General features: G+C 46.1%; 11 protein-coding genes. 2 read left to right on the forward strand and 9 right to left on the reverse strand.

What is annotated here, in order from left to right; translation table 11 throughout:
• Nucleotides 1–156: 156 nt before the first annotated feature.
• Nucleotides 157–1,908 (reverse strand): acyl-CoA synthetase FdrA, encoded by a 1,752-nt coding sequence (fdrA, locus tag ABD014_RS21120; protein WP_343864589.1) that lies wholly within the window; start codon nt 1,906–1,908, stop codon nt 157–159.
• A 207-nt stretch (nt 1,909–2,115) separates the two neighbouring features.
• Between fdrA and ABD014_RS21125 the strand changes: the two genes are divergently transcribed.
• Complete coding sequence (locus tag ABD014_RS21125) at nt 2,116–3,369, forward strand: stalk domain-containing protein (RefSeq protein ID WP_343864666.1); 1,254 nt, start codon at nt 2,116–2,118, stop codon at nt 3,367–3,369.
• 110 nt (nt 3,370–3,479) lie between these two features.
• Here ABD014_RS21125 and rpmE read toward each other — a convergent pair whose 3' ends face one another.
• From rpmE to rpoE, 8 genes are all read right to left on the reverse strand, one after another.
• Entirely contained in the window at nt 3,480–3,677 is a 198-nt protein-coding gene (gene rpmE, locus ABD014_RS21130) for a 50S ribosomal protein L31 (RefSeq protein ID WP_068778087.1), read from the reverse strand.
• A gap of 114 nt (nt 3,678–3,791) precedes the next feature.
• Complete coding sequence (locus tag ABD014_RS21135) at nt 3,792–5,057, reverse strand: radical SAM family protein (RefSeq protein ID WP_343864592.1); 1,266 nt, start codon at nt 5,055–5,057, stop codon at nt 3,792–3,794.
• 180 nt (nt 5,058–5,237) lie between these two features.
• Nucleotides 5,238–6,578 carry a transcription termination factor Rho gene (gene rho, locus ABD014_RS21140; RefSeq protein ID WP_343864594.1) on the reverse strand — a complete coding sequence of 447 codons (1,341 nt, stop codon included), beginning with the start codon at nt 6,576–6,578 and terminating at the stop codon, nt 5,238–5,240.
• A gap of 127 nt (nt 6,579–6,705) precedes the next feature.
• Entirely contained in the window at nt 6,706–7,959 is a 1,254-nt protein-coding gene (locus ABD014_RS21145) for a UDP-N-acetylglucosamine 1-carboxyvinyltransferase (RefSeq protein WP_343864597.1), read from the reverse strand.
• Between the two features lie 210 nt (nt 7,960–8,169).
• Complete coding sequence (gene fba, locus ABD014_RS21150) at nt 8,170–9,024, reverse strand: class II fructose-1,6-bisphosphate aldolase (protein ID WP_343864600.1); 855 nt, start codon at nt 9,022–9,024, stop codon at nt 8,170–8,172.
• Between the two features lie 198 nt (nt 9,025–9,222).
• Nucleotides 9,223–9,600 (reverse strand): response regulator, encoded by a 378-nt coding sequence (locus ABD014_RS21155; protein ID WP_126994525.1) that lies wholly within the window; start codon nt 9,598–9,600, stop codon nt 9,223–9,225.
• 161 nt (nt 9,601–9,761) lie between these two features.
• Nucleotides 9,762–11,363, reverse strand: a complete 1,602-nt coding sequence (gene pyrG / locus ABD014_RS21160; RefSeq protein ID WP_343864604.1) for a CTP synthase — start codon at nt 11,361–11,363, stop codon at nt 9,762–9,764.
• 407 nt (nt 11,364–11,770) lie between these two features.
• Complete coding sequence (gene rpoE / locus ABD014_RS21165; protein ID WP_343864606.1) at nt 11,771–12,331, reverse strand: DNA-directed RNA polymerase subunit delta; 561 nt, start codon at nt 12,329–12,331, stop codon at nt 11,771–11,773.
• A 439-nt stretch (nt 12,332–12,770) separates the two neighbouring features.
• Here rpoE and ABD014_RS21170 point away from each other — a divergent pair, with 439 nt between their 5' ends.
• Entirely contained in the window at nt 12,771–13,916 is a 1,146-nt protein-coding gene (locus ABD014_RS21170) for a S8 family peptidase (protein WP_343864608.1), read from the forward strand.
• Nucleotide 13,917 lies beyond the last annotated feature (1 nt).

Genomic DNA, 13,917 nt, shown 5'->3' on the forward strand with positions numbered 1-13,917 from the left:
CCTGAGGAGCGGAGCTACACGTTTTCGTAGAAAACGACCTCGGAAGCATTTGCTTGTTCTGGGTACGTGACCGGAAGGCCCGGCTGAATTCAAGATTCGATGTCGAATAGCTGCTTGATTTTACTTCGTGATCAAAAGTGGACATTTTGAACAACCTTACATTTTATTGAGGATGCTCAAGATCTTTCTCAACTTCTCGTTGCCGCCAGCTACGGGTCTCCAATCGAACTGGACAACGCGGCTGCCTTCTGTCTCCAGATTGTCAGCGAAGCTGCTCAGACCAATATTGATCACACGAGGCTTGGAATCGAGCAATTGCTTCAATTCTTCGGATGGTGCAGCAACAGTTACGCTAGGCAGATCTACCTCTTGAACCGGAAGCTCTCTTGAGCCCACTTGAACTTCATGACCAATAATGTGAAGTGCAGTACGTACAGCACTGAAGTTGCTGTCTGTAATAATTGCGCCAGCTTCTTGCATCAGCTTCAATTGCGTATCATATCCCTGAGGATCGTTCTTCGTTCCGCAAATAGAGCCCACAAAATACAACCTACGGCCTTCGTTCGCCGCTTCTGCGATCGCTCTCTTCACAACTTTGGATAGAGGAGTAGCCATATCTTCATGCGAGCCATAACCCAACACAAGATCAAACAGAATAACCGCAACATCGGATTGCTTAGCTGCCTTCTCAATGAATTGGAAGCGAGTCGTTCCATCGATCATTGGGTGAGGACGGCCTTGCGTATACATATCGTCACCAAGGTCAATGACTTCATGACCGTCATATTGCAGCAAATATCCTTCGTCGTGTTTATTGTCCTTGTCCGCATGAAGGGATTCTTTCATGATCGTAGCTGCTTCATAGGCAAGTGTACCGCCCGTATACAGACCACGGATCTTCGTCTGACCTGCTGCCAGTCCAAGATCTGCAGGCAATGCAGCTTCAGGAGCCACTTCCAGCTTGGAGCCTTTTGCCAATTCAACCGCCATAATCGCCGCTTCTTCAAGCGTATGAGCAAATTTAATTGTCGGCAAATTCGATTCAGGCTTCTCGCCCATAAAGATGGCTACAACTGGCTTGCCGATATTCGCCAATAATGCAACTACTTGTCCGCGTACTTTCGGTGCTGGTGGTTTAGAAATAACAACCACTACTTCTGTATCCGCATTGTTGGCAAGAGCACGGATTCCATCCAGCATAGTAGTCGCTTCAATCTCCTCAGACAGGTCGCGTCCACCAGTTCCAAGCGCATGGCTGATACCCGCACCCATCTTGTCAATCAGCGTAATTACTTCTTGAATTCCTGTACCTGAAGCACCAACCACACCGATATTTCCTTTATTTACGACATTAGAGAAGGCGATAGGTACTCCGCTAATAACAGCGGTACCACAATCCGGTCCCATTACGATCAGGCCCTTTTCCTTCGCAAAATCTTTAATACGTTTCTCATCTTCAATCGCTACATTGTCGCTGAACATGAAGACATGGAGCCCGTTTTCTAGCGCGCTCATCGCTTCTTCAGCAGCGTATTTACCCGGGATCGAAATTACGGCCAGATTAGCATCCGGCATAGCCTTCACGGCACGATCCCATGTTCTAACTTTTTCTACTTTATTGCTAGCAGATGCAGTTGCTTGATTCTTCAAAAATTGCTCTACTTCTTCAAGAACGGTACTGACAATCTCTCCATTTTCAGCATCGATGGCGATGCATAGATCACTAGGTGCGGCCTTGTCGAGCTCAGGCGTGTACATCCCCGTATTTTTCATAATGTCAATGTTAGCCGGGGTTCCCATCATAACAGAAACCTGATTTACACCTTCAATACCAGACAGCTTATTGGACATAAGCATCAGACTTACGGAGTCTTGATATAAGTTTGGCTTAATGATAATGTGCAGCAAGCCAATCCCTCCTAATTCATGTAGTTAGCAATTACAAATTCATTGTACCTGTCGGGCCATAACAATCGCATAAATTCTAAGAGCAGTACATTAAAAATAGATAAACCGCTCTCATTCCTCTGAAACTATCAATATCAGGAAAATATTGATATATTTATAGAGTATAGTCTCGAAGGATTTGGTAGAGGGAGGAAGTTCACTTTGAAAATGAAAAAACTTGGGACACTAATATTGGGGGTCTCCTTATTCGCTGCTACCCTGTCAGGTTCATATCCAGCAAGAGCAGAAGCGGCATCATCGGTACAAATTTTGCTTGACGGTTATCCATTGTCCTTCTCTGGAGAACCTATAGTACTCAAGGGAACAACTATGGTACCTTTCCGCTCGATCTCCGAAGCGTTAGGTATCGAGGTGACCTGGAATCAGGCACAGAAGACCATTACAGCAATCAAAGGTGCGGGAGATGATTCAGTTCAAGTTGTACTTACACTGAATAACCCGGAGGCAATGGTAAATGACTCTTCCGTCAAACTGGCTGTAGCCCCTATATCACAGAATGGCACCACATTGATTCCGCTCAGCTTCTTCAGCCAACAATTTGGCGCCAAAGTAGGATGGAACCAAGCAAGCCGTACAGTATCAATCACTTCACCACCGAAGAAGATGTATACGCTTGGCTTCTATGCAATCTCTTCATTCTCCGATGTAAACGCGGTTACTGAATTTAACGCTGTATCTTATGGGTGGAGCAGGATCGATGAGGATGGGAAGTTTACTACTAAAGGGAACGTGTTTCAAATTCCTCCGGCTGCCGGTGATATAACTCCTGAAGTTCTAGTTAGCGATGCAGCCAAGGCAGACACAACTCCTTATCTGATGGTCTACTCGAGTGATGTCAAAGGGGAATTAACAAAAATCATTGAGGATCAGACCTACAGGGAACAAGCGATAGCAGACATGGTTCAAGCGGCTATCGATTACAATTTTCAAGGAATCATGCTCGATTTCGAGGGTTTGGGACTAACAACGGATAAGGAATTAACTCGTTCCTCCTTCAACACCTTCGTCAAGCAACTTGCCATAGCGACAAAAGCGGCTAACTTGAAATTATCGCTGGCTCTGCATCCGCTTAATTCCTCCTATAAAGGATATGATTATAAGATGCTCGGTCAATTAGCGGATGAACTCGTCATTATGGCGTACAATTATGAAGGCGGTAGCTCCAAGAAGCCAGAGCCGGTTGATAAAGTGAACGAGGCGATTAAGTTGGCTCTGAAAGAGACCGATAAATCCAAGCTGATTCTTGGATTGAATATGGATAATGAGGATGAGAACTCCGTTAACACCTTGATTGGACTCGCCAAACGTTATGATCTGAAAGGAATCGCCATTTGGCGTCTCGGTATTATCAACAAGAACGAGTGGAACACCATTTATAACACAGTTGAATTTAAATCGTAAAGAATACATCATCAGGCACTTATTCATTTTTTGTACAAGAAAAATCCCCTGTCCATAATATAGGACAGGGGATTTGCATTTATGCAATTCGCTGCTAAGCAGCTTTACTCTTACAAGCCGTATTTCTTTTTGAATTTATCCACACGACCACCAGCATCCACAAATTTTTGCTTACCTGTGAAGAATGGATGGCAGTTGGAGCAAATTTCAACGCGCAGATCTTGTTTTACGGAACCTGTTTCAAAGGTATTGCCGCAAGCGCAAGTTACCGTAGTCACGTGGTATTTTGGTTGAATTGCTTCGTTCATGACTTTCACCTCTTTCCGCCCTGCACCTCATGCGTGTACAGAGTTATAATGGCAACAAAAAAAATTATAGCATGCTCCAGTTCACTATGCAATCACAATAAATGTGAATTACTACTATCTTACCTTCGCCCTTGCCAGTTCAGCTGGGGGCACATGCGTATAAGATCCGATGACAACATCGGGCAGCTCCGCCTGGAATATCTCAATGGCCTGCTTCATACCGAGAATATCGCCTTGTGCCTTAGGGATAAGCTCTAGATAACTTTCCGGATCAATGTTCAGATTCCGCAGTTGAATCAGCTTCAAATTCGTACGGCGGGCAAGTTCAACCATCGCCTCGATCTCTTCCTCCCGGTCAGTTACCCCAGGGAATATTAAATAGTTGATGGAAGTATAGACACCTTGGTCTGCCGCATATTTCAGTGATTTCTCTACATTGGCTAGTGTGTAGCCCCGCGGCTTATAGTATGCATTGTAATGATCATCCAGAGCGCTAATCGTACTGACTCGCATCAAGTCCAATCCAGCATCAACAATACCGCGAATATGGTCGAACAACCCCGCGTTCGTATTAATGTTAATATAGCCCATATCGGTCTGGCGCCGTACTTCACGAATTGCCTCAATAATTAACTTAGCCTGCGTGGATGGTTCTCCTTCGCAGCCCTGTCCGAAGCTAATAATCGATTCTGAAGTCTTCAGATGCTCTAGCATAATTTCAACCAATTCATCAACACGCGGACGGAAATTCATTCGCGTCTGTGGGGAGACAAATCCGCTATCATCCGGCTGCTCCGAGATGCAGCCAAAGCAACCAGCATTGCAAGAATACGAGACAGGGACTGCCCCCTCCCAACGATTCAGAAAAGTGTTGGAAGCAGTCAAGCACTCATATCCTAAAGCGCAATTCGAGAGATGCTCATAGAGACGATTATCCGGATATTTCGCTTTTAGAGCCTTCACATTATGTTTTAACTCTAGCGGATCGCAATTCAGTGGATTCCATTTCTCAGGATCATCTGATCGCCGAGCGGTTACATAGAACTGCCCATCCCTCCATACTACAGCGGAATAGCCGAATAGCGGCAGCTTGTATTCTTTATCTGTCTTCACGTAACCAGGAAGACATAGCCTTGTATATCCTTGTGGAAGCAGCGCTCCCACGGCTTGAACATCACCTTGGAGCGGAAGCATCTCACCCGTATCCGGATCCATTCCAATCGGACGTGTACAAGGAAGACCTACTAGTGTAGCCCCCTCCGGCAGTGGAATCAATTCATCCTCCATGATCTCTACGATCATATCAGCACTGCGGGCCAAGCCATACAATGACGGGTGATCGTAAACCTGTCCATGCGCATCAGCATATACTAAATACATGTTGTTCTCCTCTTCAGACTATCTCTCTTGGAGACGAAGCTGTTTTCAACGAAAACATATAGCTCCGCTTCTCAGCTTTATTCAGTTAAAGCACTATAAAAAAGTACGTCATAAACATAAACTTTGGTACAGATTTGTTGAACAGTTATCAAGGATTAGGGCATCACGCAACCGTGTTTATTAAGACCCGGAATTGGACCCTGAACCAGAAGCTTGCGTCCCGCTGCGTACAGAACGGCGTGCACTGGTTCCACCAGACGATGTGTTATTTGCCGATGCCGATGCATCAAATGAAGCAAGAAACTCTTGATTCGTCTTAGAGTCGCGCAGTTTCTTCAAGAAACCTTCGACAAAATCATAGGAATCATTCATATTTTTACGGATCGCCCAAATGGTATCCAGTTCTTCCTTATTCAACAGCACTTCTTCACGGCGTGTACCTGAACGACGGATATCGATCGCCGGGAAAATTCTTCTCTCCGCCAATTTGCGATCAAGATGCAGCTCCATATTACCAGTGCCCTTGAATTCTTCATAAATAATATCATCCATACGAGAACCGGTGTCCACCAGCGCAGTAGCTAGAATAGTTAAGCTTCCGCCTTCCTCCACGTTCCGGGCTGAGCCGAAGAATCGCTTAGGGCGATGGAAAGCCGCCGGATCAATACCACCGCTTAAAGTCCGACCTGATGGCGGTACAACCAGGTTATATGCTCGCGCCAGACGGGTGATACTATCCAATAAAATAACAACATCCTTCTTGTGTTCCACCAAACGTAATGCACGCTGCAATACAAGTTCAGCTACTTTGATATGATTCTCAGGCAGCTCATCAAAGGTTGAAGCGATGACTTCACCCTTCACGGAGCGTTGCATGTCCGTTACTTCTTCCGGACGTTCATCAATCAACAATACGAATAGCTCAACATCTGGATAATTAGTGGATATGCTGTGGGCAATTTCTTTAAGCAGTAGCGTCTTCCCCGCTTTTGGTGGCGCAACGATCAGGCCGCGCTGTCCAAGTCCAACGGGAGCTAGCAAATCCATAATTCGCGTGGATAAATGTGTTGGGGATGTTTCAAGTACGACTTTTTCTTGTGGGTAAAGAGGAGTAAGTGCCGGGAAATGCAAACGTTCTGCAGCGATGTTAGGGTTCTCTCCATTAACGGCATTTACCTGCAGAAGTCCAAAGTAGCGTTCATTCTCCTTCGGCGCTCTGCATTTACCTGAGACCAGATCTCCGGTTCTAAGGTCAAACTTGCGAATCTGCGAGGCGGAGATGTAAATATCCTCCGTGCTAGGTAAATAGTTAATCGGCCTGAGGAAGCCATAACCCTCCGGCAAGATCTCAAGAACGCCTTCCATAAACATAAGTCCGCTCTGCTCTGCCTGAGCTCTTAAAATCGCAAAAATCAGTTCTTTCTTTTTTAATTGGCCGTAATATGGAATCTGATACTGTTTGGCCAGCTTGTACAGCTCCGTCAGCTTCATCCCTTCCAAGTCGGCAATTTGAAGATCCATGTAAAAACCACCTATTCAATTTTATCATTTACTATCATATAATTTTGAAATCTATGAGAGCATTTTTTGTTGACACCATACTATATTATCTCCTGTTCTCAGGCAACTTATGCGGGCAGCAGGGATGTTATTCCACCTGCCGCCATACATCAGCCCCCAAGGACCTAAGATTCGTAACCAAATTATCGTATCCGCGATCAATATATTCTACTCCAGATACTTCGGTAATTCCTTCTTTCACCGTTAATCCGGCAATGACTAGGGCAGCGCCAGCACGCAAATCAGATGCCTTCACCTTAGCTGCATTGAGCAATCCGCCTTCGATTACAGCCGAACGGCCCTCTACACGGATCTTAGCTCCCATTCGTACTAGCTCCGGAACATGCTTAAAACGGTTGCTGTACACGAAATCACTCAATACACTAACCCCTTCGGCCTGTGTAAGCAGACTAGTCATAGGCGACTGCAAATCCGTTGGAAATCCCGGGTATACCAGCGCTTTGACATCAACATGCTCATATTTATCGGAACCGCTGACGCGAATGGATTCGTCCAATTCCTCTACATTCACACCCATTTCTAGCAATTTAGCAGTAAGTGCCTCAAGGTGCTTAGGAATAACGCCATCTATCACTACATCGCCACGAGTTGCTGCCGCGGCTATCATATAGGTACCCGCTTGAATACGGTCAGGAATGATAGAATGCCGGCAACCTCTTAGCTTGGACACGCCTTCAATCCGAATCGTCTCCGTGCCAGCTCCCTTAATACTCGCACCCATGGAATTCAATAATGTAGCTACATCTATAATTTCAGGCTCTTTAGCCGCATTTTCGATAATTGTGGAGCCTTTGGCCCGAGTGGCCGCCAGCATAATATTAATAGTTGCGCCTACGCTGCTAACATCCAAGTAAATCTTGGCTCCCCGCAGCTCTTTGGCATATAAATGTATGGAACCGTGTTCATTCGTTACAGTAGCGCCGAGCGCTTCAAACCCTTTGATATGCTGGTCAATTGGACGAGGCTCGAAATTGCAGCCCCCTGGCAAACCGATCGTTGCCTCATTAAACCGGCCTAGCAGAGCACCCATTAAATAATAAGAAGCACGCAGCTTCTTCACAGGTCCGTTAGGCATAGGGATGGATACTACATTGGAAGGGTCAATCTTCATATAATTGCCTTCCCACGATACGCGGGCACCCAGTTCCTCCAAAATTTCTGAATAGACCGCAACATCACTCAAATGCGGCAAGTTGTCCAACACGACTTCGGACTCCGCCAACAACGCAGCCGGAATCAGGGCAATCGCACTGTTCTTGGCACCGCTGATCGAAACCGTACCGCGCAACGGGCGTCCGCCGCTAATCATTAATTTCTCCATAAGTTTAAGGGTCCCCCCACGTATTTTGCAGACGGGACGACATAAGCGCCCCACATAATAAAGTAATGGAAATGGAAAGACACCGGCAAGCGCGGTGTACTCATCGTTTCCATATATATAACCGGACAGCCTTCTTGTCAAAGGCTGTCCTATTTGTTAGCAAAGGCTATCTATAATCGCAGCACCAAGCTAGGCTAACTCAAACGTTAGTTACGCTTTGTTGCTCGAACCGAATTCACGGATCTTGCCGATAACTGTAGCTTTGATCTCATCACGGCCTGGAACGATATATTTACGAGGATCATATTCGTTTGGTTTTGCTGCCAAAACTTCACGAACCTTCTTCGTGAAGGAGATTTGATTCTCCGTGTTCACGTTGATCTTCGAAGTACCGAGGGAGATTGCCTTCTGAATATCGTGTGTAGGGATGCCTGTACCGCCATGAAGAACGAGCGGAAGCTTCACTGCATCACGAATTTCCTCCATTTCCTTGAATCCAAGGTTAGGCTCACCATGGTAAGGTCCATGAACGGAACCAAGCGCAGGAGCAAGAGTATCGATACCTGATTCATTAACGATGCGTACGCATTCTTGAAGGTCAGCATATTGAATGCCGCCGATTACGTCGTCTTCTTGTCCGCCTACTGTTCCTACTTCAGCTTCAACGGACACGCCTTTAGCGTGAGCGTATTCTACTACTTTCTTCGTCATTTCGATGTTCTCATCGATTGGATGATGGGAACCGTCAATCATAACCGAAGTAAAGCCAGCATCAATTGCTTCTTTACATTTGTCGAAGCTGGAACCATGGTCCAGATGGATCGCAACTGGAACCGTAATTTTCATGTCATGAATAAGACCTTCTACCATCTTAACAACGGTATAGAAGCCGCTCATGTGGCGTGCTGCACCTTCGGATACGCCCAGAATTACTGGGGATTTCTCTTCTTCAGCAGCCGCAAGAATTCCTTGAGTCCACTCGAGGTTGTTGATATTAAATTGACCTACGGCGTATTTCCCCTCAAGCGCTTTGTTCAACATGTCAGTCATGGATACTAATGGCATGGTTTCAATCCTCCTAAGGATGTTGGATTATCTAGATTTCTAGCCGACATTCACACATGTTTTATTATACCACATCGAAGCAAAAATACTATTCATGCTTTTGTATACAAAATACACAAAATATCATGTAAATAATGGTGAAATCAGCTAAACGGAAGAAGGAACCCCGCCTTTTGCTTGCCGAGGTTCCTTCTGACCTTAAAGGACTGCCCCGCCCTTTAAGTGCATATTTACTGCCGTACGTATTTCATCGATGTCGAAAGGTTTGGTGAAGTGCATCAGTGCTCCGAGCTCGGTCGCTTCCTTAATCATGTCCAGCTCGCCGTAAGCCGTCATCATGATCACTTTGATCTCAGGATTCGCTTCCTTGATATGCTTCAGAATCTCAAGTCCGTCCATTCCCGGAATCTTCATGTCAAGCAGAACTAGATCCGGCGACTCAGCACGTACAATCTCTAAGGCAATTTTGCCATTTGGTGCTTGAAACGTCATGTATCCCTCACTGCTGAATACTTCCATCAGTAAGATGCGGATACCATTCTGATCGTCAACAATCAATACCTTCTTCTCATCCACAAAACAGACCTCCTACGATCCACCCATTTCATACTGAATGACTATATTCGCTTCAAATTTGTATATCCCTTCTAAAATGGAAAAAAGATACTATAAAAATCATTTGAGGCGAATATTTTGAATAGATCGTAGGGTTCGAGCTGCCTAAGCTAGACGCTCGATTAGGATATATGAGTGATTGCCGCCTTCACGAACTCGCGGAACAACGGCTGCGGACGATTCGGACGGGAAGTGAATTCCGGATGGAACTGTACAGCCAGGAACCAAGGATGGTTCGGAAGCTCCACGATCTCGACCAATCTTCCGTCTGGCGAAGTACCGGAAATTTTCAGACCAGCTGCTTCAATCGCCTCACGGTAAGTATTATTAAATTCATAACGATGGCGGTGTCTCTCATAGACCAGTTCATCATTATAGCATTGCATAGCCAAAGAACCTTCCTGCAGTTTGCAAGGATACAAGCCAAGACGCATCGTGCCGCCCAGATCTTCAATATCCTTCTGCTCTGGAAGCAAATCGATCACAGGGAATTCAGTAGACGGGTTGATCTCAGAACTGTTAGCTCCTTCAAAGCCAGCAAGTGCACGTGCATATTCGATAACAGCAACTTGCATGCCTAAGCAAATTCCAAAGAACGGAATATTGTTCTCACGCGCATAACGGATCGTCGTAATTTTGCCTTCGATTCCCCGGTCGCCGAAACCGCCTGGTACAAGGATGCCACCTATGCCTTTCAGCTTTTGCTCAACATTATCCTCGGTAACTTCCTCAGCATTGACCCAACGAATCGATACATCAGCATTCGCATCAAATCCGGCATGGGAGAGGGATTCTACAACGCTCAAATAAGCATCATGCAGAGCAACATATTTACCTACGATGGCGATCTCTACCTTCTTCTCCAGCTTGCTGATGCGGTCAACCAGATGCTCCCATTCGCTCATATCCGGTGCAGGAGTGGTCAGCTTCAGATGATTAACTACAATCTCATCTAGACCTTCTTCACGCAAATTCAAAGGCACTTCGTACAAAGTATTCGCATCGCGACACTCTACAACGGCACTAGGATCGATATCGCAGAACAGGGCGATCTTCGCCTTCATATCTTCGGACAGCTCATGCTCAGTACGGCATACGATCACGTTAGGTTGAATACCGATGCTGCGCAATTCTTTTACACTATGCTGAGTTGGTTTGGTTTTCACTTCACCGGCAGCTTTGATATAAGGAATCAGCGTAACATGGATATACATCACGTTCTCACGGCCGATTTCACTCTTAATCTGACGAATCGCCTCTAGGAATGGCAGACTCTCAATATCGCCTACCGTACCCCCGATTTCGGTAATGACAACGTCCGAGCCTGCTTCACGGCCAGCGCGGAATACCCGTTCTTTGATCTCATTCGTGATGTGTGGGATGACTTGTACCGTACCGCCCAAATATTCGCCGCGGCGTTCCTTACCAATAACAGAAGAATAGATTTTACCAGTCGTAACATTGCTGTTCTTCGACAGGTTAATATCAATAAACCGTTCATAATGACCGAGATCAAGGTCTGTCTCAGCGCCGTCATCGGTAACGAATACCTCACCGTGCTGATAAGGGCTCATTGTTCCCGGGTCCACATTGATATAAGGGTCAAATTTCTGAATTGTTACTTTCAATCCTCTGTTCTTGAGCAGTCTTCCCAATGATGCAGCCGTAATTCCTTTACCTAATGAAGAAACGACCCCACCTGTCACGAAAATATATTTTGTCACAGTCCAAAAACCTCCTAAATTTGTACGGGTTCAAAAAGTCAGTCATATCAGAAGTCCGGGCTGAATTCATGATGAACGGAAATCAGCAACCAGGTACGTTTAACGATGAAAATGACCTTTGAACAACCTTTGAACATTACTCACAATTCCCTGGCGACTATAGATCAATATAGCGTAACCCATTTAGCGTAAAAACATAGCCAAATGGGCATAAAAAAACAAAAAAGTGACACCCGAACAACGTCGGGGCACTTTTATATAAAATACATTATTTATGGTTGAATCATAAGCCCATGCAATAGTTTACTCGTTACCTTAGCCCCTGTCAAGTGAAGGAGGAAGGTAAAATATTTGAAGTTTCTCTCTCTTTAAAAGGTAGTTCAAAAACCCCTGTGGATCACGCGCTCTTAGTCTTCGTCGCTATAATCTTCTTCCTCAGTCTCGTCATCCGCTAGATCATCTTCTTCGTCATCCAGATCTTCCTCATCCAGAAGCGAGTCATCTTCTACAGCCTCGACGTCTTCTTCTTCGTCTTCATCTGCAAACAAGTCATCATCAGAATCCTCGTCGACTGCATCATAATCGTCTTCCTCTTCGGAGTTGTAGCCATCTTCTTCCTCTTCAACGAAGTCGTCATCCAGATCATCATCTTCGTCGTTAATGATACGAGGACGCTTGCCACTGCTAACTGCATCCTCAGACTTCTCAAGCGGATACCAGCGCTTCAGACCCCACAGATTGGTGCCAACACAAGCGAAACGGCCATCGATATTAATCTCCGTATACAGTTGTGCAATAACGTCGCTAATTTCCTCCTCAGACATTCCACGAATCTTAGCAACTTCATTCATTAGGTCACGATAATAATACGGCGTATTAGCCACCTTCAGTACCATAAAAGCCAGGTCCACCATTGGGATCTCCTGGGCTTTCTCCGGGTCAATTTTCAAATTGAGCGAATTACTCACGTTACGGACACATCCTCTCACGCAATGTTCACCAAAAAATCGAGCTTAAAATATCGATTTCTTAATCTAACTTATCCATATCACAAAATAGTAAACCTTATTTAACATTAAATTGCAAGTTTTAAAATGTGTTTAAAAAGTGACCACCCAAACATAAAAAGAGGCAGGGCTTTCACCCTGCCAACTGACTGTATCCGTTCGAAAAGGAGACCCTTATCTCCTCCCCGATGGCCCTGAAGGCCGCAGAGGGCCTTCACTTTATCCTATGTCCAGATTGCTGCATTGACACGCCGCACCTACGCCTAAGTTAGAAAAATCATCTTAACTTGACTCATTCCCATCCCCTGCCCATTTCCTGGAAACAGGGCCCCTTCCCCATTCGAGTCCTGATGCGTTGTCATAATATACTGCAACACGCTTCGTCAGGAGGGGCTAACCAATGGACTACTCCAAATTCCTGCGATATCTAAGCGAACACCTAGACACCTCTGGAACAGGCGGGCGGTATATTCTCCGCTTCGCCCAGAAATTGCAGTATAAAGAATGCTTGCGCCAGCTGCAGGATTACAAACGTCAATTCCCGGCCTTGCGGAGAGTTCGCGTCTCGCCGCTATTGCAGGCCTTTTTCTGTCCTTTATCCCATAATAGCGGAAGCGTCGACACGAGATTCGGTTTGATGCTAGAAAAAGACACCCGAATTCGCGTTCACTCTACTTCCACGGACAAAGATAAGAAAAGTCTCCAGCCCTGGGGAGTGAAGCGCATCGGTGCGCAAGATGCCTGGTCCATCTCCACCGGTAACCAAATCCGCATCGGGGTCATTGATACAGGTGCAGACTTCAGCCACCCTGATCTCAGATACAGCCTGGGAAGAGGGATCAATCTGTTCAACCGAGGAATGCTTCCTTACGACGATAATGGACACGGCACCCACATCGCTGGCACGATCGCCGCATCCGGCGGCTCGAGAGGAATGATGGGCGTAGCCCCGCGCTCGATCGTCTATCCCGTGAAAGCATTCGACCATAACGGCTCCGCCTACGTCTCCGATATTATCCTCGGAATCGACTGGTGCATCAGAAACCATATGCACATTATAAACATGAGCTTCGGAATGAAGAATAAGAGTCAATCTCTACAAAATATTATTAGCAAAGCCCACGCAGCAGGCATCGTCGTCGTTGCTTCTTCAGGTAATGACAAGAAAACTCGAAAAATCGATTACCCGGCGCGGTATCCAAATACCATCTCCGTCGGAGCAACCGGAAAGGACGGACGTATTGCTTCCTTCAGTAATCACGGTCCCTATATTGATATCTACGCTCCTGGGGAGAAGGTCAGCTCATGCTGGCTAGGCGGAGGCTATCATGAGATGAATGGAACCTCTATGGCCACTTCTCACGTCAGCGGGGCTGTTGCCCTGCTGCTTGCGGCCCGTCCCGGACTGAAGCTGTCGGAGATTAAGAGGAAGCTGCGCCGCACAGCCCGACCGATCCCTGCCACTGTGTCAAGGACGAAGCCCACTGCAGGGGAGCTCAACGCGTCGCGGCTGCTTCGCAATAAGAGTCGCAGTAAGTCTTCCTAAT

The organism is Paenibacillus motobuensis (assembly GCF_039521865.1).
In the GTDB taxonomy this organism is placed as follows: Bacteria; Bacillota; Bacilli; order Paenibacillales; family Paenibacillaceae; genus Fontibacillus; species Fontibacillus motobuensis.

Bases quoted from the DNA above. Each gene is read 5' to 3' on its own strand.
- ABD014_RS21125 (WP_343864666.1), top strand. From the start codon at position 2,116: ATGAAAAAACTTGGGACACTAATATTGGGGGTCTCCTTATTCGCTGCT.
- rpmE (WP_068778087.1), bottom strand. From the start codon at position 3,677: ATGAACGAAGCAATTCAACCAAAATACCACGTGACTACGGTAACTTGC.
- ABD014_RS21135 (WP_343864592.1), bottom strand. From the start codon at position 5,057: ATGTATTTAGTATATGCTGATGCGCATGGACAGGTTTACGATCACCCG.
- rho (WP_343864594.1), bottom strand. From the start codon at position 6,578: ATGGATCTTCAAATTGCCGACTTGGAAGGGATGAAGCTGACGGAGCTG.
- ABD014_RS21145 (WP_343864597.1), bottom strand. From the start codon at position 7,959: ATGGAGAAATTAATGATTAGCGGCGGACGCCCGTTGCGCGGTACGGTT.
- fba (WP_343864600.1), bottom strand. From the start codon at position 9,024: ATGCCATTAGTATCCATGACTGACATGTTGAACAAAGCGCTTGAGGGG.
- ABD014_RS21170 (WP_343864608.1), top strand. From the start codon at position 12,771: ATGGACTACTCCAAATTCCTGCGATATCTAAGCGAACACCTAGACACC.